The 22,955-nt window shown below is 51.0% G+C and carries 19 protein-coding genes; 4 read left to right on the top strand and 15 right to left on the bottom strand.

All coding sequences use genetic code 11. From position 1 onward, the window contains the following. The first annotated feature begins 78 nt into the window (after positions 1 to 78). Positions 79 to 2,481, top strand: coding sequence for a PBP1A family penicillin-binding protein (locus PsAD26_RS01685; protein ID WP_244278125.1), 2,403 nt, complete (start codon positions 79 to 81; stop codon positions 2,479 to 2,481). Here the strand turns inward: PsAD26_RS01685 and PsAD26_RS01680 are convergent, their stop codons facing one another. From PsAD26_RS01680 to rph, 6 genes are all read right to left on the bottom strand, one after another. Continuing rightward, positions 2,482 to 3,225, bottom strand: a complete 744-nt coding sequence (locus PsAD26_RS01680; RefSeq protein WP_063309029.1) for a SprT family zinc-dependent metalloprotease — start codon at positions 3,223 to 3,225, stop codon at positions 2,482 to 2,484. A 176-nt stretch (positions 3,226 to 3,401) separates the two neighbouring features. Then, positions 3,402 to 3,815: a DUF2852 domain-containing protein gene (locus tag PsAD26_RS01675; protein WP_063294363.1), complete on the bottom strand. Its 414-nt coding sequence runs from the start codon at positions 3,813 to 3,815 to the stop codon at positions 3,402 to 3,404. 108 nt (positions 3,816 to 3,923) lie between these two features. Continuing rightward, on the bottom strand, positions 3,924 to 5,483 hold the full coding sequence (phaZ, locus tag PsAD26_RS01670; RefSeq protein WP_084403534.1) for a polyhydroxyalkanoate depolymerase: 1,560 nt from the start codon (positions 5,481 to 5,483) through the stop codon (positions 3,924 to 3,926). Between the two features lie 333 nt (positions 5,484 to 5,816). Then, positions 5,817 to 6,980 carry a radical SAM family heme chaperone HemW gene (hemW, locus tag PsAD26_RS01665; RefSeq protein ID WP_063309028.1) on the bottom strand — a complete coding sequence of 388 codons (1,164 nt, stop codon included), beginning with the start codon at positions 6,978 to 6,980 and terminating at the stop codon, positions 5,817 to 5,819. A 78-nt stretch (positions 6,981 to 7,058) separates the two neighbouring features. Beyond that, entirely contained in the window at positions 7,059 to 7,700 is a 642-nt protein-coding gene (gene rdgB / locus PsAD26_RS01660; RefSeq protein WP_063294690.1) for an RdgB/HAM1 family non-canonical purine NTP pyrophosphatase, read from the bottom strand. Next, positions 7,700 to 8,419: a ribonuclease PH gene (gene rph / locus PsAD26_RS01655; RefSeq protein ID WP_082596820.1), complete on the bottom strand. Its 720-nt coding sequence runs from the start codon at positions 8,417 to 8,419 to the stop codon at positions 7,700 to 7,702. The genes rdgB and rph overlap by 1 nt, the downstream gene beginning before the upstream one ends. 191 nt (positions 8,420 to 8,610) lie before the next feature. Here rph and hrcA point away from each other — a divergent pair, with 191 nt between their 5' ends. Both hrcA and PsAD26_RS01645 read left to right on the top strand, forming a co-directional pair. Beyond that, positions 8,611 to 9,696, top strand: coding sequence for a heat-inducible transcriptional repressor HrcA (gene hrcA / locus PsAD26_RS01650; protein WP_063309027.1), 1,086 nt, complete (start codon positions 8,611 to 8,613; stop codon positions 9,694 to 9,696). Between the two features lie 91 nt (positions 9,697 to 9,787). Continuing rightward, positions 9,788 to 10,606 carry a molybdopterin-synthase adenylyltransferase MoeB gene (locus PsAD26_RS01645; RefSeq protein WP_063309153.1) on the top strand — a complete coding sequence of 273 codons (819 nt, stop codon included), beginning with the start codon at positions 9,788 to 9,790 and terminating at the stop codon, positions 10,604 to 10,606. Positions 10,607 to 10,760: 154 nt separating this feature from the next. Here PsAD26_RS01645 and PsAD26_RS01640 read toward each other — a convergent pair whose 3' ends face one another. From PsAD26_RS01640 to PsAD26_RS01620, 5 genes are all read right to left on the bottom strand, one after another. After that, a complete protein-coding gene (locus PsAD26_RS01640; RefSeq protein ID WP_063309026.1) occupies positions 10,761 to 12,839 on the bottom strand; it encodes a TonB-dependent receptor in 2,079 nt (692 codons plus the stop codon). Positions 12,840 to 13,074: 235 nt separating this feature from the next. After that, complete coding sequence (gene aqpZ, locus PsAD26_RS01635) at positions 13,075 to 13,794, bottom strand: aquaporin Z (protein ID WP_343228966.1); 720 nt, start codon at positions 13,792 to 13,794, stop codon at positions 13,075 to 13,077. Positions 13,795 to 13,941: 147 nt separating this feature from the next. Then, complete coding sequence (locus tag PsAD26_RS01630) at positions 13,942 to 15,390, bottom strand: MFS transporter (protein WP_063309024.1); 1,449 nt, start codon at positions 15,388 to 15,390, stop codon at positions 13,942 to 13,944. A gap of 213 nt (positions 15,391 to 15,603) precedes the next feature. Further along, the gene (wrbA, locus tag PsAD26_RS01625; RefSeq protein ID WP_063309023.1) at positions 15,604 to 16,200 is read right to left on the bottom strand and encodes an NAD(P)H:quinone oxidoreductase; all 597 of its coding nucleotides are present in this window, start codon (positions 16,198 to 16,200) and stop codon (positions 15,604 to 15,606) included. 139 nt (positions 16,201 to 16,339) lie between these two features. Beyond that, positions 16,340 to 17,668, bottom strand: coding sequence for an NAD(P)/FAD-dependent oxidoreductase (locus PsAD26_RS01620; protein ID WP_063309022.1), 1,329 nt, complete (start codon positions 17,666 to 17,668; stop codon positions 16,340 to 16,342). Positions 17,669 to 17,999: 331 nt separating this feature from the next. Between PsAD26_RS01620 and PsAD26_RS01615 the strand changes: the two genes are divergently transcribed. Then, positions 18,000 to 19,808 (top strand): M2 family metallopeptidase, encoded by a 1,809-nt coding sequence (locus PsAD26_RS01615; RefSeq protein WP_206599982.1) that lies wholly within the window; start codon positions 18,000 to 18,002, stop codon positions 19,806 to 19,808. Between the two features lie 210 nt (positions 19,809 to 20,018). Here the strand turns inward: PsAD26_RS01615 and PsAD26_RS01610 are convergent, their stop codons facing one another. The 4 genes from PsAD26_RS01610 to PsAD26_RS01595 form a co-directional block, all read right to left on the bottom strand. Further along, a complete protein-coding gene (locus PsAD26_RS01610) occupies positions 20,019 to 20,291 on the bottom strand; it encodes a hypothetical protein (RefSeq protein WP_063300385.1) in 273 nt (90 codons plus the stop codon). 315 nt (positions 20,292 to 20,606) lie between these two features. Beyond that, complete coding sequence (locus tag PsAD26_RS01605; RefSeq protein ID WP_063309021.1) at positions 20,607 to 21,455, bottom strand: hypothetical protein; 849 nt, start codon at positions 21,453 to 21,455, stop codon at positions 20,607 to 20,609. A gap of 1 nt (position 21,456) precedes the next feature. Then, on the bottom strand, positions 21,457 to 21,756 hold the full coding sequence (locus PsAD26_RS01600; RefSeq protein ID WP_063309020.1) for a hypothetical protein: 300 nt from the start codon (positions 21,754 to 21,756) through the stop codon (positions 21,457 to 21,459). A 1-nt stretch (position 21,757) separates the two neighbouring features. Next, a complete protein-coding gene (locus tag PsAD26_RS01595) occupies positions 21,758 to 22,213 on the bottom strand; it encodes a hypothetical protein (RefSeq protein ID WP_063309019.1) in 456 nt (151 codons plus the stop codon). Between the last annotated feature and the right edge of the window lie 742 nt (positions 22,214 to 22,955).

Genomic DNA, 22,955 nt, shown 5'->3' with positions numbered 1-22,955 from the left:
TTTGTTCAGGCTTGCTCAATCTTTCATGGCAATATTTGCCCAAAATTTGAGTAATTGGTACTGGGGTGTTTTAAAGTTATGGCGACAGGCCAAAATGGAAATGGCAGAAAACGGAGGCCAGTGCGCCCCGGGCAACGCCCTTCCGGCAAGCCGCCTCAACACCCTGAGGGACAGCGTCCCAAACGCCCAGCACAACCTCAACGACCACGCTTACAGGGCGTCGCATTGCGCCCTGATGAAGTCGAAGATTATATTCGCCGTCCGAGCAAAGCCAACGCTCCAAGCAAGCAATCATCATCAGGGCAACGCTCTTCACCGCAAAACCCAACGGCACAGGCCAGAAAACCTGCACCTCAACGTCCCAGACCTGCGCAAGGAGCGCCAGCCAAGAAGCCTACCAAAAAACCTAGCCGCAAGGCACGTCAACAGACACTGGCAGCTCTTGATGCAGCAACCTCCTCTGGCAAGCCAAAGAGCCAAAGCAAGTTTCGACGGTTTTTGTGGAAGTCCTTTCGCTTTTCCATGTATTGGAGCGTCGTACTTGGCATTTGGGGGATCGTCGTTGTTGGCGGAATTCTCACCTATTACGCTGCGCATTTGCCACCAGCTTCGGAGTGGGCTGTTCCGCAACGCCCACCTAACGTGCGCATCGTTTCAGCAAACGGCACTTTGATCGCCAATCGTGGGGATACCGGCGGAGAGGCCGTCCGTTTGGAGCAGTTACCTACGTATCTGCCTGAAGCTGTGATGGCTATCGAAGACAGGCGGTTCAGATATCATTTCGGCATCGATCCAATTGGTCTCGCCCGCGCTGCATTTGTCAACTACACTAGCGGGCGAACTGTGCAGGGTGGATCGACCCTAACACAGCAGTTGGCGAAGAACCTGTTCCTAAAGCCTGAGCGCACCATGCAACGTAAGATGCAGGAAGTGGTGATGGCGCTGTGGCTAGAGTGGAATTACAGCAAGGACGAAATTCTGGAGATGTACCTTAACCGGGTATATCTCGGCGCTGGGGCATATGGTGTTGATGCCGCATCGCGGGTTTATTTTGGCAAGTCTGCTCATCTCATCAACCTTGCTGAAGCGGCGACCATTGCCGGTCTGCTGAAGGCGCCTAGCAAATATGCACCTACACGCAATGCTGCACTTGCAGAAGGTCGTGCGCAGGTGGTGATTGCATCAATGCACAAGGCTGGCTTCATCACTGCTGATGACGCTAAGAATGCTCTGTTTAATCCAGCTCATGTGGTCACAAGCCACAACAGCAGCAGTGGCAATTATGTTGCTGATTATGTAATGGAGTTGCTACCCGGCTTCGTGGGTTCCATTGGTGAGGACATTATTGTCGATACCACCATCGATTGGGACATGCAGCAAGCAGCAGAAACGGCACTGACCACTCGGATTGCAGAGTCCCGCCAAGAATTTAATGTCACACAAGGCGCGGTTGTTACGCTCAATCGCAGTGGTGCCATTCGCGCACTTGTCGGCGGTGTTGATTATCGGAAAAGCCAGTTCAACCGCGCTGTTTATGCGCGTAGACAACCGGGATCAGCCTTCAAACCATTTGTTTATCTCGCGGCGTTGGAGCGGGGGATGACCCCAAATACTGTCCGCAGGGATGCGCGTGTCACCTACAGGGGCTGGACACCGAAGAACTATACCAAACGATACTATGGCGATGTGACACTGACGCAAGCGCTTGCATTCTCAATCAACACCGTTGCAGCAAAGCTGGCGCATGAGGTTGGCCCGGCCAATGTGGCGCGTACTGCACGTCGCCTAGGCATTACATCTGCACTCAAATCCAATCCGTCCATTGCTCTTGGAACTTCAGAGGTTACCCCACTTGAGATTGCCTCCGCGTATGTGCCTTTCTCGAATGGTGGATATGGTGTTGTTCCTCATGTGGTCCGGCAAATTCGAAATGAACATGGCAAAGTCCTTTATCGCCGCTCCGGTGACGGTACAGGACGCGTTGTTCGTGGAGATAAGCTGAGTGAAATCAATACTATGATGGCGCAAACCGTCTATGGTGGCACAGGCAAACGTGCTTTGTTGGCGGGACGTCCGGCAGGTGGCAAAACCGGTACCACACAGGGCTATAAAGATGCGTGGTTTATTGGTTATACGAACTCACTCACCACTGCGGTCTGGCTTGGGAATGATAATAACAAGCCGATGAAGAAGGTGAGTGGGGGCACACTGCCAGCAGAAATCTGGGCTTGGGTGATGGAGACAGAGCATCAGGGCATCCCGATTGCCAAACTGCCAGGTGTGCCGATCAATCTTGCCGAAACATCACCATTGTTGAAGCCTGGAACTGCGCCTACGCGTCGTCAACCAACATTTGTGGCTGCCCCTCAGCAACCACAGCCGCCAAGGCCTGCTGTTCAAGCAACAACAGCTCCGCGCCCACAAAACAACACCAGCACAAGTCCGCTGGACCTGCTTGGACGGTTGTTTGGCGGCGGTTAGCTATTCCTGTCCGTAAAGGTGAAGTTGAGAGCCGTGCTCTTTGAGCCAGCGTTGGGCTTGCTTTGTGTGGGGTGCCAACTGCTCGCAGACGCGCCAGAACTCAGGTGAGTGATCTAGTTTCACCAAGTGAGCAACTTCGTGGGCTGCTACGTACTCCAGAATGTCTGGTGGTGCCATCACAAGGCGCCAGGAGAACGATAGTTTCCCATCATGCGAACAGGAGCCCCAACGGCTCTTGGTGTCTCGCAGTGTGATGCTGTGATAGTTGCGTCCAAGCTTGTTCGTGAAGTGTTGCACGTGTGCTTCAAGATCTTCTTTCGCTAACTTGCGCAGGAAGTCTTTGGTTTTGCGGTGAAAGCTTTGTGTTTCCCCGGGCAGTAACAGCAGCGGTTCATCCGTCTGGTCTTCAAGATCGAGCTTCGCGAGCCCACGTAACTTGCCGGAAGAGCACAGGGTGTGCGGCACACCTTTGATTGGGATGCGAGCACCCTCTTCAAATTTGATAGTATCCGGGCGAGCACCCAGTCTTTGCTTCAACCAGTCGATTTGCCGGTTGGCGAAATCTTGAGCTGTCTTCAGGTTGCCCCGGGCAGGAACAGTGATGACAGGTGTTGGGTCACCGGGAGGAATTCTAAGGATATAGCGCTTTGCTCTGGAATTGCGTTTCAGGCGGATTTGCAGTGGCCTATGACCCAGATCCACCTCAATAAACTCCGGCAAAACCTTTGTCGCAAAGAACCCCATATCACCTCAAAAATTGCACTGACCGCTCTCGTTATTGCAGAGAAAGGGGCGATTTGAAAGTCGACCAGTGCGAATTACTTTAGCGCGTGTGTTGCTTTGCGAATAATCCTCAACGCACAAAAGGGTGCCCTGCGAAAGCAGAGCACCAGATGCTTGTTATGAACCTTAGAGAACCACTAGATTGCTTCACCAGCAGATGGCTCACCTGGACGGTTGTGGCGGTTTCTCATGAAGCGGTCGAATTCTTCCTGATCTTTAGCCCGACGCAGGTCGTTCATGTAATCATCGAATTCCTGACGCATGCTATCAAGCTTTCTGCGCTCTTCTTCCAAGCGGGTCAGCTCTTTTTCACGGTAGTCGTCAAATGCAGCATTACCGCTGCGGGTCGCATTTTGCATATTGTCCATCGTATTTTTCAAGTTGCTACGATTCCACTGGCATTTAGCTTCACGCTTCCAGCCATTAAAGTTGTCGCCCCATAAGATGTAGGCAAGCATAGCAAGGCCAAGAGGCCAGAAAACTACGAATCCAAGAACCATAAGTGCAATACTTAGAGGATTCCAGGAGGGTTTTATTGCATTTACATTCATTAAAATCACCCCTTTCTCAAATCAACAAGCTTGAGATGGGATGATTTTATTTTACTTTCAAGAGATAGAATGAAATTTTATTAGACGATGGGTTATCTTCACTTACGTTCAGTTGGAATGCACTGCTTCATTGAGACGGCGTGCCTGCTCAACCCAATTATCCCGGACCATGCGTCCGCGAATATCCAAACGATCGTCCAGCGCCGCGGCCTGATGTTCTGTCAGATTTGCAATTTGCCAGTAGTGGAAGATACCTGCGCCGTTCAAAGCCCGCTCTAGTTTAGGTCCAACACCGCTGATCAACTGCAGGTCATCTGCAGCGCCTTTTGGCTCAGCAAGCAGGATTTCACGTAGTGGGTCGCCTGCAATTTTCTCAGAGGTATTTTCGCGCAGGGTCTTTTTCGCTGCCCGCTTAGAAACCTGTTCCGCACGCACGTTTCTTGGATTATCCTGAATGAACTTGACGATACGTGGCGCGATTTCAGAACGATACTTTGAACCGTTAAACACACCGTAGTGGCCTACACCCGGCTGGATGTAGTGCAACCGGCGGCTGGATGGGATGTTTTCAGCCAGTTTTTGAGCCGCTTGGGTTTGGCCAACACCAGAAATGTCGTCGTTTTCGCCTTCAACAGTAAACAGCGCCGTGCCGGTGATCTTTTTCGGATCAACCATCTTGCCACGATGCATCATTTCGCCTTTTGGCAACGAATGCTCGATGAACACGGTCTCCACGGTTTGGAGATAGAATTCGGAGGTCAGATCCATAACAGCGAGATATTCATCATAGAAGTCACGATGCTTCTCAGCGCTGTCACCATCACCCTCAATCAGATGCTGGAAGAAATCGCGATGGGCAACCATGTGCCGGTCCAGATTCATGCTCATGAAGCCAGAGAGCTGGAGGAAGCCCGGATAAACCTGTCGTGTGAAGCCTTTGTGGGGGAAGGGAACTTCCATGACAACATTGCGCTTGAACCAATCGATACCTTTTTCGACGGCCAGATCATTCACGGCGGTTGGCGCCTCGCGGGTGTCAATTGGGCCACCCATCAGCGTCATAGTCGCCGGAGCGCATTTGTCTCCGTTCTCTTCCATCAAGGCAACGGCGGCATAAACTGGAACGGATGGCTGGCAAACCGCCAGAACGTGCGTATTTGGCCCCAGATAATGCAGCATCTGCATGATGTATTCGATGTAATCGTCCAGGTCGAAACGGCCATCAGCTACAGGCACCTGTCGCGCGTCTTCCCAGTCCGTGATGTAAACATCCAGATTTGGCAGTAAGGCTTCAACAGTGCCGCGCAGAAGAGTTGCATAGTGGCCAGACATGGGTGAGACGATCAGAATTTTAGGATCGTCTTTTCTGCTTTGAGGTAAATCACGCTTGAAGTGCAACAGGCCGCAAAATGGTTTCGCCCAGATGATTTCTTCCGTGATGTCTACTTCTTTGCCATCCACGACAGTGGTGTCGAGCTCAAACTCCGGTTTACCATAACGACGGGTTACGCGCTCAAGCATCTCACAGGATGCAGCAACCGTGCGACCAACCTGCGTGTGTGACATGGGATTGAGCGGGTTTTGAAAGCACAATCTTGTCATGTCCGCTGCAGCCCGGACAGGGGACATCGCTGCATGGTTCATTTCATACAAGTGGTAGAACAGCACAGAATGTTTCCTCCCAAGACGTTCGCTTCAGCCAACTCATGTTCATGTAATTCTTGATTTCCGCAACACGAATACACTTTAGCCCGAAGTGCTGCACCGCAAAAGTATAGACAGCTCTATACCTTTTCAGCAACATAGACTCATGGAGAAATTCAAACCAACCTTAACTTGCATTGAAGATCAATAGGTTCTTCACCATCGCTGAGGTACATGTCAGTGTAATCAATTATGTTGCATTGCACAATATGTAAATTAATACCCCAATCGAATCGAGTAATTCGACTGCAATTATTTCACTAAGTTGAAATCGCTAATGAATTTTATTTGGGAATGCTAATCGGAAGCCAGCTCAGCAATTACGGCATCCAGTAGGGGAAAGCCAGCTTGCGTTGCACGCAGGCGAGTGTTGCTTACCCATTCTACCATGCCGTTTTCCTGCAGATTTAACAATCTCTGCGGATTGAACTGACGGCCAGAGAGCTGTTCATAACGTGGCACGTCAATGCCTTCATGCAATCGCATGCCCATCAACAACAACTCGTCACCTTGCTCGCCATGACCAAGTATGTCTTCAGAGATAGAGCCGTGGCCTTGACTTTCAACCAAACCTAGCCATGTTTCCGGATGTTTTTCAGTCGAGGTTGCCAGCTTGGTGCCATCTTCCAGCGTCAATCGGCCGTGTGCACCCGGTCCAACACCGACGTAATCACCATAACGCCAGTAAATGAGGTTGTGCTGGCACTGAGCGTCAGGCGCCGCATGGTTTGAGACCTCATAGGCTGGCAAACCGCGTGCTGCTGTAACCTCCTGCGTCAGATCAAACATGTCTGCGGCTAGATCAGGGTCCAGCATCTCCAGCTTTCCAGCTGCATACAAGCGCTGGAACATGGTGCCGCTTTCGATGGTGAGCTGATACATGGAGAGGTGATCAGCGGCCAGATCAATAGCGCGATTGAGCTCTTGCTCCCATGCCTTCAAGGTCTGATCGGGGCGCGCGTAGATCAGATCAAACGAGATGCGTGGGAAAGTTTTGCGCGCAATTTCAACAGCTTGAATCGCCTCCGAAACAGAATGCTGGCGACCAAGGATCTTCAGTTCCTTGTCATCCAACGCCTGAATACCAACGGAGAGGCGGTTTACGCCTGCAGATCTATAGCCTGCAAAGCGGGTTGCTTCCACGCTGGTTGGGTTGGCTTCCATGGAGATTTCAGCGGTGGACGGCAGATGCCAGAGGCGCGCAACTTCATTGAGGATTGTCTCAACGGTTTTCGGCTCCATCAAAGATGGTGTACCGCCGCCGAAGAAGACGGAGTCAACCGTGCGACCCGGCACCATCTGCGCATAGCGTGCCAGCTCTGTTGCCAAAGCTTTGGCATAATGTTCCTGCGAAACCGGCTGGTGGCGCACGTGGGAGTTAAAGTCACAATATGGGCATTTTGCCAGACAAAAAGGCCAATGCACGTAAATCCCAAAGCCGCCAACCGGTGACACAGTCATTCTTTTTCCTTTGCGTTTGCCAGCTCATTTGCACGAGTTCTTATCCGAAAACTGGAAGCCACTTTTCGGGAACGCGTATTACGCCGGCAAGCACTCTTTTTGAAACTTAACAAAGGCACGGGCGCGATGAGACAGCGCTTCGCCTTCTTTTGTTTTGTGTTTTTCTTGTTTGTCCATCTCACCGAAGGTTCTATCAAAACCTTCCGGAACGAACATTGGATCGTAGCCGAAGCCTTCCAGACCGCGCGGAGGCCATGCCAGTTCTCCATGGATCTCACCACGATAGAACTGAGTGTGCCCATCCGGCCATGCCATACACAACACAGCAACGAAGTAAGCGGTCCGGTCTGTTGCGTTCGTTTCGGTCAGCTTGTCCTGCACGGCCTGCATGGCAACGCCAAAGTCTTTGCCTGGCCCAGCCCAACGTGCGGAGTAGATGCCCGGATCGCCGTTCAGGCCGTTTACACAAAAACCACTGTCATCCGCAAGGGCTGGCAAGCCAGTGGCCGTTGCCGCAGCAAGTGCTTTGATCGCAGCGTTTGCTTCAAACGTGTCGCCATCTTCCACCGGTTCTGGCAAATCCAGATCACCAGCAGAGAGAACTTCGAAGCCATGCGGTGCAAGCATGTCCTGAATTTCGCGCAGCTTGCCCTTGTTGTGACTGGCAAGCACAAGCTTGCCAGGTTCCAGACGACGATTTTCCGTTGTGTCTGCCTGCATCACAGCACCGTCAGCTTCTGAAGCTCAACCAGTTTGGAAATGGACTGTTTTGCAAGACCCATGAGCTGGCCGAGCTCTTCTTCGGAGAATGGCTCGCCTTCAGCAGTACCCTGAATTTCAACAATGCCGCCTTTGCCAGTCATGACGAAGTTTGCGTCAGTGTCAGCGGAAGAGTCTTCGATGTAGTCCAGATCAGCAACCGGAGTGCCTTCATAGATACCGCATGAGATCGCTGCGATGTGGTCTTTGAGAACCTTATCGGTTTTGACCATGTCCCGCGCTTCCATCCATTTAAGACAGTCGTGCAGAGCAACCCATGCGCCGGTGATGGATGCTGTACGGGTGCCGCCATCTGCCTGAATAACATCACAGTCAACGGAGATCTGACGCTCGCCCAGCGCGCCCAGATCAACAACAGCACGCAGAGAACGGCCAATGAGGCGCTGGATTTCCTGAGTACGGCCAGACTGCTTGCCTGCGGAGGATTCACGGCGCATACGGTCGTGGGTTGCGCGTGGCAGCATGCCGTATTCTGCAGTTACCCAACCACGGTTCTGGCCACGGAGCCACGGCGGAACACGCTCTTCCAAGCTAGCCGTACACAGAACATGGGTATCGCCGAATTTGATCAGGCAGGAGCCTTCGGCATGTTTGGCAACACCGCGCTCCAGGCTGACTGGACGCATTTCTTCAGGTGTACGTTTGGATGGACGGTTCAATGTAAGCTCCCTCGGGTTGCTTAATAGCTACAAATTCACAAATGGTATTGCCGATCTTTTAGCTGCGGATTGCCGTTAGCGCAAAGGCTGGTTTTGGTTTGAGAGGCGATTTTCTGCTAAAAATGAGTTTTGGCTGTTCAATTGTCCTGTGCTAGGGATTGAACACAGGCTTTGGCCCAAACTTGCTGTTGATGTGGAGTACCGATACCGTGACGAGCGTTCCTCCTTCTGTCCCTCTTGAGGATCTTGATGAGCGTTCCCGTGAGGTCTTCCGGCGCATTGTTGAGAATTACCTTGATACCGGCGAGCCGCTCGGGTCTCGCAATCTGGCACGCGGGCTCTCGCAGCCTCTGTCTCCGGCCTCTATTCGCAGCGTGATGGCGGATTTGGAGCACCATGGGCTGCTCTATTCTCCGCACACCAGTGCTGGACGATTGCCGACACAGTCCGGTCTTCGTCTGTTCGTGGACGGGTTTTTGGAAGTTGGCGACCTGACCAAAGAAGAGCGTGAGCAGATTGCTGTTCAGGTGAAGGCTAAAGGTAGCGAGAAAACACCGGAGCAGGTGCTGACAGAAGCCAGTCAGATGCTATCTGGCTTGAGCCGCGGGGCGGGGGTAGTTCTTTCCAATAAGACAGACACCACTCTTCGCCATATTGAGTTTGTGCAGATTGAGCCGCTTAAAGCGCTTGTTGTACTGGTGAGTGAGGACGGTTCGGTTGAAAATCGCGTTGTCGATCTACCTGCAGGCTTGCCGCCCTCTGCGCTGACAGAGGCCTCAAACTACCTCAACTCCATCATCAGAAACCGCACACTAGCTGATGCGCAATCTGAACTTGTTCGGCAGCGAAACGAATTTCAGGCCGAGTTAGATACGCTGACATCCAAAGTGGTGGATGCAGGTGTTGCCGTTTGGGGGGGAGATAAAAACGATCCGGGTACGCTTATCGTGCGTGGTCGTTCCAATCTGCTTGAAAATGTGGGTGCGAAGGAAGATCTGGAGCGCATTCGCCTGCTGTTTGATGATTTGGAGAACAAGAGTGAGCTGATCCGCCTGCTTGATCTTGCCAAGGGCGGTGAGGGCGTACGTATTTTTATCGGCTCAGAAAACAAGCTGTTCTCGCTTTCCGGTTCTTCCTTGATCGTGTCTCCATACCGCGATAGTGAACAGCGCGTTGTGGGCGTTCTTGGTGTTATCGGGCCGACTCGCCTCAATTATGCGCGTGTCATTCCCATGGTGGATTACACAGCCCGACTGGTGAGCCGCATGCTCGGTTAGGGCGTATCGCCGATAAGTGGCATCCGGTTTTCGGATAAAGATACGCAAAAAAATGAATTAGAGCGATGAGCTCTGAATTTTGGAGTCCGTCTTGCTTTCCCTTACAGCTTCTGAACTGGAACGTTATGCCCGCCACATCGTCCTGCGAGATGTCGGTGGCCCTGGGCAGCAGAAACTCAAAGCCGCACGCGTGCTTGTGATCGGCGCTGGGGGACTTGGCGCACCAGTTCTGCAATACCTGGCGGCAGCTGGCGTTGGCACCATCGGTATTGTTGATGATGACGTTGTTTCGCTGTCTAACCTTCAGCGCCAGATCATTCATGACACGGAAAAACTTGGTGAGCCTAAGGTTGCCAGTGCGGCAGAGGCGATTGCTCGGCTGAACCCGAATGTGCGCGTTGTTCCGCATCCGACACGCATTAGCGGACAGAATGCGATGGCGCTGATCAACGATTACCATATCGTGGTTGATGGCTCTGATAACTTTGCCACCCGTTACCTCGTTTCGGATGCATGTTTTTATGCAGGACGTCCGCTGGTTACCGCCGCTGTGGGGCAGTTTGACGGCTCCGTTACGCTGCTGAAACCATTTGAGCGCGATGATGAGGGCAACTACATTAACCCAACTTATCGCTGCCTGTTCCCTACACGCCCGGAGGCTGGCTCCATCCCAACCTGCACAGAAGCAGGCGTTCTGGGTGCTTTGACGGGCTTGGTTGGCACACTGCAGGCACTTGAAGTGATCAAGGAAATCGTTGGCTTTGGTGAAGGCCTCGTTGGGCGCTTGTTGCTGGCAGATACGCTGAGCATGCACTTTGAGACCATCAAGTACAAACGCTCCAAGAAGAACCCACTTAATGGCGACAATCCAAAAACATGGGCTGAAATGCTGGAAACCGAACACGGCTGATCTTGCATTATTGCGCAACACAAAAGAAAACGGCGGAGAATTACTTCCCCGCCGATCCCGACCTTTCCGCCACAGAAGGCCTAGCCTCACTCAGGCAAACCTGTCTCACCAGCATTGCCAGATGCGCTGCACTCACAGCACACCACCGAGAGGCTTAGAACGTTTTCGCCAAGCTAAGCTTAAAGGACCGACCTTTGCCTTCGGAAGAGCTCAGATGTGATTGATATTTCTGGTCGAAAATGTTGGTCACGCTTGCGCGGACTTCAGCTCCTGAAAAAGCACCTTCTTGAGGCTTCCAGCTTAAATTAGCCTGATGCAAAGCATATCCTGGAGTTTTGTTATTTGGATCTTCCGTGCGATTTTGTGGAGCATAGACATCCATACGCCATGACACATCAACATCCCATGGCTGATATTTGTAGCCAACGCGCAGGAAGCCATTATCTGCAGCAACGCTCTCAAGATACTTATCCTTATCGCCTGAAGTATCGTTACCCCGAGTGATCGTTGAACCGAAGCTTCCGTACCAATTTGGAGAGTCGTAGGCTGCTTCCAGTTCCAAGCCACGGAGAAGAGCCTCTTCTGTGATAACTGTCCGGGCAAATGTTCCATCGAAAATAGTCGAAATATGATTTTCGATTATGTTGTAAAAGCCCGTTGCCTTGAAGCGGATTGCGTCATCCTGCTGCAGTGTATCATCAAACGAGAGTGAGAAACCTGCTTCGAAGTTATTGGATTTTTCGAGGTCCAGATGCTGCAGATTCCCACCAACAATATTGCCATTGCTGAAGGTTTCATCCACGGTTGGCAGGCGTTCAGTATGCGCGATGGAACCAAATACACCGAACCAGTGATTCACTTTGTAAAGCGCTGCAATCTTTGGAGAATATGCAAACTTCTTCAGCTCTTCATCACTAGCAACACCATCACCAGGCTGAAGGCGTGTGTAGTCGATGCGCATGCCGGGTGTGAGTGTTAGCTTTTCTCCAATGACAATCTCCGCTTGTCCAAACACACCAACAAGCTCTGTTTTTCCCTCTGGGTGGGAACCAGAACCCGGCTGCACGACACCACCTGACCTATAACGCGGATTCAATCTCTCTCTGTTCAGATACTCACCACCATAGGTGAAGTAGGTTTCAACATTTTCTGAAAGATCAAAACGTGACGTGTTTTGCAGGTTTGCTTGCCAAGTTGTGTAGCTGTATTTGGCGCGGTCACCGAAATAGATGTTTCCTGGATGCTTCTGATCAACTTCAGTATCTGAGTAGGAAACCTGCGCTTCAATATCTAACAGATCATTGCCATAGAAAGTGTTTTCATAGGAAAGCGCTACTGTTTGGTCATCAACAATACGATCTGTCAGGCCAAAAGCATCACTATAGGTGAGCTGGTCATATGGCAGGTCTTTGCCATCTGCGTAGAGGTGCTGATAGCTGGCCTCAATCTTCTGATCGCGGTTTTCGCCGAAAGTGTAGCCCAACTTTGCCAAGCCTGAGAGCGAAGTGATGTCACCGTTCTCAAGTTCCTTACCTTTTGCGGCATCATAATTGCCAGATTTTCTGTATTGGAAGTTGGCTAGGAACTCAAGGTCTTCTGTTGGTCTCACCGCCGTTATGATGGAAGCTAACGGTGAGTTGCCATTGGATTCCCAAGAGGTTTTAGCACGAACCGCATACTTGTCATCACCAGTTAGAAAGTCACTCGCATCCTTTGTTTCAAGAGCGATCACACCAGCAATTGCACCTGCACCATACAAGGTGGAGGAGGCTGGCCCACGCAGTACTTCAACGCGCTTCATTAGTTCGGGATCGGTGAAGAGAGAGCCCATGCGGTACTGCTCAAAGTACTTTTTGACACCATCTACCTGAATAATAATTCTGCTCTCATCTGCAGCAAATGCGCCACCGATACCGCGAATGTTGAAGCCTTGCCCAAATGTTGCATCTGGATTGGTGACCGATACACCGGGTAGAGCATCAATAATTTCACCCAGCGTTGAAGCCTGAGCAGCATCAATTTCTTCCTGTCCAACAGCAGAAACGGACTGCGGTGTATCGATTGCCACCTTTTCCTTGCCTGCATTCACGATGATCTCATCAAGCATCGTGGTTGGATTTTCATTAGCTTGTTGCTGAGCAGCCTCTTGGGCCGAGACACTCGCAGAAATCAGGGCGAGCGAGAGGGTTGTGCTGGCCAGGAGGGCCGCACGGGAATAGCGCGAAATGGACATGATCGCCTCAGTCTGAATTTTTATGGGAGTGGCTGGCTGAGACGCTGCTTTAGCTAGCTTGTGTTTGCGTTTTGCAAACGTTGTTTCTAGCAGTGTTTTATAAATATGAGTATAATAGTCAAGTTTTAAATCGAGGGATTTTCCCTAGTTGGGGATTGAGCGAGTTCATAAGAAAAGCCTCCTTCACTGGTCTCTGGACAGGAAGGAGGCTCAATAACGCTGGTATTTCTGTCAGTTAATCCGTTTCTTCGCGGCCACAGGTGCCAATGATCCAGCAAACTGCCGCCCCGATGAGCGCTCCAACTATTGGCGCCAACCAGAACAACCAAAGCTGATCTAATGCCCAACCACCGTTGACGACAGCTGTTGCCGTGGAGCGGGCCGGGTTTAAAGACGCGCCGGAGATAGGGATTGCGATGATGTGCATGCATGACAGCATGAGGCCGATGGCGAGCGGGGCAAGCGCTGCAGGAGCCTTTTTGGAGGTTGCCCCGATTATCACGATCAAGAAGAGGGCTGTTACAGTGATTTCGGTGATCGCGACTGCGATTTCAGAAAAGCCTCCGTTGGAATGCTCTCCGTAACCGTTGGAGGCAAAGCCTGAAGGGTCACCCGGGCCATGGGCAAGAATAGTCCAAAAAACCAAGGCAGCGGCTGTACCGCCAATCACCTGTACGATGATGTAGGGAATTACATCTGAGGTTGGAAACCGCTTTGCAGCCCAAAGGCCGATGGTCACCGATGGATTGAAATGAGCACCTGACACATTGCCGAACGCATAAGCCATACAGACAACTGAAAGACCAACGGCAAAAGCAACACCCAACAGGCCAGATCCGCCATACCACTCAACCGGTGCGTAGGATACCAATGCCCCGCCGCACACAGCGGAGACCAGAGCAAAGGTACCTACAAATTCTGCTCCTAGCTTCCTCAACATGGCACTTCTCCTCATATTGATCTGAGGGACGTATCATAGTGAGATTTCCAACTTACGTTTAGGGCAACCTGAACTCTAACTATTACCTTAAGCAAGCATTGCTAGATCTTTAGGAGAAGGTCAGCACGACTTAAGGCAATAAATCCGTTTGACTTCATGTGGTTAAAAGTGTGCTTCAGCTTCTTTCAGATCCGCATTAGCGTGCCAATTAGTGACTTTACGTGCACTGAATATGCCGAGACCAGCAAAGACTGCGAAGCTGGAGAAGAGCCAGAACGCTGAGTTGGCAATGCCCGCTGTGCCATCAGTGCTGTTGAAGCCAGTTGAATTGGCGATAAGTCCCGCCAGCGCAGTTCCGAACGCCACTGCGAATGTCTGGACCGTTGCCAGAGCAGAGGCTGCGTTTTCTTTGTCGTCATCTGGCGTCAAATGAAGGGCGAATACACCCAGATGCGGCCAACCAATACCAATGCCTGCGCCAATACAAATGAGCGCCAGTGTCGCCACCGTGAGCACCATTATGTTGCCCTCCGTCCCAGTTGGAAGGACAATGGCCAGCGTGATGAGGCCAAGGGCCATGAGGAACGGGCCGATGTTCACCGCTCTGCGCATGGCCTGATCTGTGAAGCGAGCGCTATAGACCTCCATTGAAGCCCACCCAATTGAAACCGTTGCTGCAATGTACCCAGCCCATAACGGAGAAACAGCGAACAGTTTCTGGAGATAGAACGGCATGAAGAATTCCGTATTCACGCAGAGGATCAGCAGGGCCATGCTGGCAAATACAAAGAAAAGCGGCGAGCCCCAATCCAAGGCTCCTTTGGGAAAAAGGCGTGTAGAGGCCTTTTGCTCGCGCTTCATCAAAAGCAGGATCATTGCAACAGAAAGAATGAACCCCAAGATGCTCCAGCTCACCTCTTCAAAAACACTGGTGACAGAGAGTACGAGCACAGACCCTGCAAGCAGGCCCAGTTGACCAACCGGGGTGGGGTGCACAGAGCTGCTCTGTTCCTGATGTTTTGGCAAAAGGGAAAGCGTGACGATGATGTAGAGGATTGTGATGGGAACCAGAACTCCAAACCCGGCACGCCACACACCCAGCTCAGCGAAAATACCGCCTATGGCTGGGCCAAACAATGTGGTGATGCCCCATGTGCCTGAAAGCAGCGCAAATGCGCGAGACCAGAGCCGTTCCGGATACATGAATGCAATCATGGAATAGCAGAAGGTGAAGATCAGCCCACCGCCAGCACCTTGGACGGAGCGCCCCAACAGCATGATTGCCATGTTGGGTGCGATCGCTGCCAAGCCACTGCCTGTCATAAACACGAGACCTGCAAAGAAGAACGACTTCCGCGCTCCGATGCGTTGCAAGACTTTGCCTGCAACCGCTGCGCTTAAAATTGCTGCGAGGATGAAGAGACTGGTGTTCCATGCGTAATAGTCCAGCCCACCAATGTCTGCGGTGATGGAGGGGAGCATGGTTGCTGAGATGTAGGTGTTCACTGCATGTAATGCGATCCCGCCTGACAGGATCAATGAAGCGATGGCCTGTTTGCCCGTGAATAGTTCACCCCAACTGCTGTTGGAGCTTGCGCCCGGTTCTTGCATTTAAATTCCTTTCAAGAACTTTCCGACCAGCCTTTTTCTTATGCTTTTTTGCTGGTGTTTTGGGGCGTTCTAGCTCCTCAAGTTAAGTTGAGGTCAAGGGCATTTTCTAAGAAACTTTACGGGATATTGAACTGCAATCGCGGAGTTTGCAATATTTGTCGACGCTCTTGTCGCTGAGGACGCTCCGCAATTGCTGGGCATTCTTCAAGCGCCTTAGGCGCTGAGCTTTTTCGCAATTTCGGCCACATGTTTTCCTTGGAAGCGGGCCATTTTCAGTTCTTTTTCTTTTGGCTTGAGAGATCCGTCACCTCCCGCAACAGTGCCAGCTCCATAGGGTGACCCACCTAACACTTCAGATATGTCTGAAACTTCCGGACAGGTGTATGGAAGTCCAACAATGACCATTCCCTGATGGGCGAGCGTGCTCCAGAAGGATGTGATTGTGGTCTCATTACCAGACCCTGATCCTGTGGATGTGAAGACGCTTCCCACTTTGCCTGCCAGTTTGCCCTGAACCCACAATCCGCCGGTCTGATCCATAAAGCTGCGCATTTGCGAGGCCATGTTTCCAAATCGGGTAGGGGTGCCAAAGATGATGGCATCATAGTCTGCCAACTCATTAGGTTCAGCAATTGGGGCGGGTTGGTCCATCTTGAAATGGTGCGCGCGCGCAACCTCATCCGGCGTCAGCTCTGGTACGCGTTTGATTGTGGGAGTGACGCCAGCTTCCTCAACACCTTCCGCGATTGCGTTGGCGAGAGTTTCTATGTGCCCGTAGGTTGAGTAGTAGAGGATGAGGATTTTGGTCATGTTTGCTCCTGCAGGGATAAACGATGACCAGCTGATCCCGTCATCGGCACTGCAACCCTACAGAAACTACACCTCTATCATATCCAGAAATTCCGGGGCTGCGAGAACACCAAGTTCAAACACCACCGCGCGTCTAAATCTATATAACTTCCGCAATTTCGTGCGCAGCACTGATGCCGGATTTGTGGGCACCTGCGATTGTTGACCAGTCATCCGGGCTCATGGCTTCACCTGCAAACCAGATGCGATCTGCTATGCTCTCGCGCATTTCATCCCTGGCCCAGAAACCGCCCGGCCTTGCCGCTGCGTAGGAGCCATAAGTGTATGGGTTATGGAGCCAGTCGTAGCTGTTTGACTCTATGATGTATTTTTCAACCTGATTGCCGAACATATGTTTCAGTTCAGAAACAACAAAGTCATAAGCAGCGTTGTTGCCAGCTTCGAGCAGGTGTTTGGCAAAATCTCCGCCCATGTCGAAATAACAAAGGCCTGTTCCACCTGCATTGGTCAACGCTCCAAAGGCTTTCGGTGAGCCGTTGAACTCTTCCTCCACCTTGTAGTTGAAGTAGGCATCAGGACCGGTGCCGAAGATGTTTTCACTCAATTGCAGGCCAACATGGAAGTAGTGACCCATTGGAAGCTCTTCAATTGCCTCTTGCTTTCGTACCGGCAACGGTGGGTCAAACTGGATATCGCCAGACGCCAGCACGCCTGTTGAGACTGTTACAACAACAGCCTTTGCGCTGATGGTACCTTCGCTGGTTTCTATCTGTACGCCCGGCCCTCCCCAACGGATTTTCTCCGCGGTGACATCGGTTTGTACCGCTACATCCTGCGCAGAGTGCTGGAACAGCGCGCCAATGCCCTGCCGACAATAGAAATCACTGCCCCCTTCTGCTGAGAACCAGTCGACACACGAGAAGCTGTCGAGATCCTTTGCGATTTCGTAGGCACCAATCAGAAAATCAACGGTCAGGCCCCAATTGCCCAGATCTGGAATGACGCTGGCGGGGGAGACATCCAGCCCATTGCGACCAGCACGCCACATTGCTTGCAAAGCCTTCCGCTGTGCCAACAGCAATTCTGCCTGCTCGTTTTGGTTTATGGGGCGATCACCCACATACATGAGGGTTTCATCAGGTGCGCGATAGATATCAAACCCGTTGGCGATACCATAATCGGCAAACGGGTTGTTTGCTCTGTTGTGAAGGCGAGACGCCCCCATGTCGAACGGAACACCAAAGCTCTCGGTGTCTGTAAGAATTCTACCACCGATGCGGCCTGATGCTTCGATTGTGATGACAGAGTAGCCGCGGCTTTTCAATGAGCGTGCCGCGGAGATGCCCGCCGCTCCAGCGCCAACAACCACAACATCCGTATCTGCTGCCTGTGCTCGGCCAACAAAGAAAGGGGCGGCAGAGAAGGCGGCACCGGAGAGCAGCAATTGTCTTCTGGATATGTCTGTCATGTTCAACTTAGATGATGAGGGGTGATGTCCCTCACGGTATTTGCTGCGACTCGCGCAGGGAGCTGCCACCCATCCAAAACGTGGTTTCAAGCGCAATCATTATACGTTTTCAGGCATTGCGGCTTTGTGCGTGAAACGGGTTCAGCGTTGAAGATTTTTCTAAATTGCTAATGCAATAATTTTGCTAGTTGGAACCAAAAATAGGAGAAATATCGCGGTAAAACGGCTAGACTTACAGGATAAAACCCTTACCGTAACGGCATAACAGAGAGATTATGCATTAGAAATGCATCTGAAATCTCTAAAATATGCCATGGTTGGGGAGGCTGCCTTGAAGCGGTTGTTATCTGTATTACCCGCACTTTCATTTGCGCTCATTCCGCTGAGTTCAGCGCTGGCTGATGCCGAGAAGAAAGTTAGCGCTGAGGATGCGAGAGCGTTTATTGAAACCTCCGAAAAAGCCATTCAGGAGATCGGCGAGGAAGCTGGCCGCGTTGCCTGGGTGAATGCCAATTTCATCACCTATGACACCAACTGGCTGAATGCGCTGATGTCAGAGCGCACCACGAAGCTCTACGTTTCTCTCGCCAACCAAACCAAACAATATGACGGCCTTGACCTTCCGCCAGACCTTGCCCGCAAGATGAAGCTTTTGAAGCTGAATCTGACGTTGCCTGCGCCTGAGAATGACCCTGCCAAGATCAAGAAGCTTGCGCAAATCAACACCCAGATGGAAACCATTTACGGTACGGGCAAGTATGAGATTGATGGTGAGGCGCTGTCTCTTTCCAAGCTTAGCCGCATCATGGCGACAAGTCGTGATTACGACAAGCTGCTTGAAGTTTGGAAGGGCTGGCGCACTGTCTCTCCGCCTATGAAGGACATGTATACGGAGATGGTCGCCATCGCCAACCAAGGGTCCAGCGAGCTTGGCTTTAAAGACACTGGCTCCATGTGGCGCTCCAAATACGACATGGACCCGGATGATTTTCGTCAGGATGTTGATCGCCTCTGGGGTGAAGTGAAGCCGCTTTATGACAGTTTGCATTGTTATGTGCGAGATAAGCTGGTGGATCATTACGGAGCCGATAAAGTGCCTGCAGATGGGTCAATCCCCGCACATTTGCTGGGTAATATGTGGGCTCAGTCCTGGGGCAACATCTATCCGCTTGTTGCTGCAGACGGAAACGAGCAGGGCTATGACCTGACCAAATTGCTGGAAGAACAGAACTATACGCCGTTGAAGATGGTGAAGACGGCGGAAGGGTTCTTCACTTCGCTTGGCTTTGACCCGCTGCCTGAAACGTTTTACGAGCGCTCGTTGATTACCGAGCCGCGCGACCGGGATGTGCAGTGTCATGCATCTGCCTGGAATGTGGATGGTAAGGATGATCTGCGCATTAAGATGTGCACTGAGGTGACGGGGTCGGACTTCAACACCGTTCACCATGAGCTGGGTCACAACTTCTACCAGCGCGCCTATAACCACCAGTCCCCCATGTATCAGGATGACCCGAACGACGGGTTCCACGAGGCGATTGGGGACATGGTGAGCCTGTCCATTACGCCTAAGTACCTGAAGCAAATTGGCCTTTTACCGTTGGATGCTTCTGAAGACGTAAACACGAACATCTTGTTGGCGCAGGCGCTGGATAAGATTGCGTTTTTGCCATTTGGCCTGCTGGTGGACCAGTGGCGCTGGAAGGTGTTTAACGGCGAGCTGACTCCAGAGACCTACAATGATGGTTGGTGGGACCTTCGCGAGAAGTATCAAGGTGTTGCAGCACCAGTTGACCGTGCTGCGGACGCGTTTGATCCGGGTGCCAAGTACCACATTCCAAACAACGTGCCGTACACGCGCTATTTCCTGGCGCACATCTTCCAGTTTCAGTTTTACCGCGAGGCTTGTCGCCTTGCCGGGTGGGAAGGCCCGCTGGCGGCGTGCTCCATCTATGGCAACAAGGAAGTCGGCGAGAAGTTCAACGCGATGTTGGAAACAGGCGCTGCGCTGCCATGGCAAGACAGCCTTGAAGCCTTCACCGGCAGCCGTGAGGCCGACGCGACAGCTATTTTGGAATATTTTGCTCCGCTCCAAGCTTATCTGGACGAGCAAAACAAAGGAAAATCCTGCGGCTGGTAGACCAGCAAGGTAATCCTGCCGGCCTTAATGGCCTGCAAGTCCGCCGGATATTATCAAACCCCGTCTTTCATGGCGGGGTTTGTTTTGTTTGGAGGCCTGTTGGAGCAAAGTGCTGGCCTGCGGAGGGTGGGCCGCAGACCAGCAGGGCGCCCGTAAGAGGTGATCGTGCGGGGTGTAATGGCAGACACCTCAGGCACCGATCACAGTGACTTATTCAAGAAGCGATAGTTTGGATTTTTTTGGCTGCGGATGGGCGACCCGCTCCAGTATTCCGCAGGTTTTTCTTAATGCTTCCAGTCGGTCGCGTAAGGCTTGTTGCAGAGTGAACAAAGCATCGCGTTCTCGGCATTCCTTCATCCGCTCATTCAGCACTAATTGCTGCATATAAGCCAGATTTTCCAAATCCGAGACGGCTATGATGACTTCGTCAATTTCGTTTTGAAGCGTGTTTGTGGCGCTACATGCGCATGCGGTGTCGTCCATTCTCAATCCCTCTGTTTGTAGGGTGTTGAAAGACCGCGACGACAGCAAGCTTGTGACGGCCCGCTGGCGAGCGGGAGGTTCACAACCTGCAAACAGACAGGCGAGTTTATTCCCCCCCGAAGGAGGTATTGTATTCACCGCCCTCCCGCTCATAGCAAAGGGTTTGCGCGCTACCTATAAAGCAGGCACAAAAAATCCGCTAGTCGATCGGGAGCGGTAACCGCTGTTTGGAGAGGTTGTGAAGCCTCGAAAAACAGGATGGCCGCAGATGCATGCGGTGTCAATGGGGAGTTGTTGCAGGTGGGGGAGTGTTGGTTAATTCGATGAAGCGATAACAAACATAATAAGCAAACCAATCCCAATAACCCATCCCCATGGAAAATCCTGAGCTGTGTTTTGGTGCCTGTAAGGGCAAGTTAAACTTGATACTTGATCTTCTCTAATTTGGTCATCAAGTTCATCGACAACACTTATTGAAATATTGTGCTTATGGATTGATATAATCGATTTCACCTGACCGGTAACATTAGAATGTTCTCTTACTTGTTTCTGTAACACTGGTAATTCTAAATTGATCTTATCAACACAGACTTCTTTTTCTTTTTGACGGAAGTAGTTCAGTAGATTTTCTTTAACTCCAACATCGCCATGTGAAAGCCAAGAAAATCTATTTTTTACATTTTCAGGAATATCGTATTCTGTTACCTGCGCATTTAGCTTGCTTGCAATAAGTATAGCGACTTCATTTACAGATGCGTTCGGCCCAACAGAAAAAGAATGGCTAGAATCTGGCCCAAAATGCCTCCATACATTTTCAGCAAGTCTATATTTGTCCTGCAATGGCATTTTCGGTGGCAGAAACTCAAACAAACGCTTTGCCACTAACCCTGACATTCGACGGCGCTCTTGCTTCCAATCTAAATAGGTTTTTCGAGCATATTCTTCAGCACTAGACCCGTATTTCATCCCATATTCAGAGAGGATTAAACCAATTTGACTTTCCGGCAGTGAAAAGAAGTATTCCTTTACATCCTTATCTGATCCGCCAATTTCTTTTGAGAACTGCTCAGCTTCCCTAACATGTTGTTCTGCTCGCTCTCTTCCATACGAGTAACTATATCCTCGGTTTTTATAACTTCTTTTACTATAACGCCGCCTTGCCATCTCAGGAAACACCCAATAATTTCAACACATTAGAAAGCCATCCCTTTGAGGATTTATTATTCGCAATTATTGTTATGCAATACCCCTTTCCTTCTAATCTCTGCTCCATTGAAAAGTGACGAACTGAAGCTGTCGCCTTAGAAAGGCCTTGTTCAATATGCTCGCTAGCCACAACCAATTGCTGCCTGAGAAGCCCGCTAACATCTGCAGGTAGATCAGCCTCATCTATATCCAGCTGTAGCTCCCTTGCAGCTTTTCTCATTTGCGCTGCATCCGTTACTTTCAAGCTCTTTTTGAACATCCTAACCCCAAGCAAGAAAAGCCACGACAATAACGGCTACAGCAATGATACCGACGATTAGCACTGTACGATCTTCTTCACCTTTAGCCGACCGCGATAATTTCCCCGAAGCTGCCTTATCGGTATTGCCAATCACAATCTCTGTGCGTCCAATGCTACTAGTTTGGCTATGCGTAATTGTTGCACTCGAGCCAGTATCTGTTGCTTTAGCAGTTTGCTCCGTAAATGAAGCCAAGGTTGCGTCAAGCGCGCCCACGTCAGCTTTCATCTCGGTCGCTTTATCCATCAAACTTAGGCGCCCAGATGCGTGTTGCATTTTCAATTCAGCAATTTGAGCTTCAGAAAGACCGCTAAGATCAAGTTCCTGATTATTTCCTAGGTTTATTGATTGTGCTGAAGGAATTTTACTTTCATTAGCCATGTCAACATTAGAAATTTCTCGACCTGTATCGCTCATCACTTCCTCAAATGTGTGTATTCTATTATTATCTTAAGCCGTTATATCCGAACGTGTTTTCAATCTGAATACAACATGTTCGGGATACTATGTCGCCCCTTTGAAACAAAGAGGCGTTTTCCTTGTAAGCTACTTCATACATACATAAAACAGTAATAAAAACACACACATTCTCGTTGTCATAACTGCCTGCTTGCGTCGAAGCGCCGCTTCTACTCAACGCATTTCAACCAGCCTTCTTCAAATATCGGGTGAGCAATGAAATCGAGATGTTCCATTGCAAGAGTCCATGAACCAACACCTCATCTCACCGTGTCAAATCATCAGAACACTTCTGGATCCCTGTGTGTTTGTTTTGTGCTTGAATGGTAGCGAGGCAGAGGCCTTTGGGATGCTGAACCCCGCTGTCATCATCCTAAATGCAATTTTGATATGAGTATCCGTCGAGAATGCAGGCTCGAGTACGATAAATCTGGCTGAAAGTGTAGTTGCTGTCCCATGGATCCCGGCTCAGTGGCCAGGATGATAATCAGAGGGTGTGGTGCGGAGCCGTCGAGAGGCTTTTGTTTACGGGTGTGTTTTCTTGAACGTTTAGAACACGTGAGGTTTGCTGGGTCCCTGTGTGTTTGTTTTGTGCTTGAATGGTAGCGAGGCGGAGGTCGTTGGGTCCCAGATCAGAGCCCAGCACGGCTTTAGATCGTGACGCGGCCAGACCCCGCCTCGCATGTATTACCAAACCTGA

It is taken from the genome of Pseudovibrio sp. Ad26, from assembly GCF_001623285.1.
Lineage (GTDB): Bacteria > Pseudomonadota > Alphaproteobacteria > Rhizobiales > Stappiaceae > Pseudovibrio > Pseudovibrio ascidiaceicola.
Note: the sequence above shows the minus strand (reverse complement) of the source record. Positions and strands in the feature narration are given on the sequence as shown.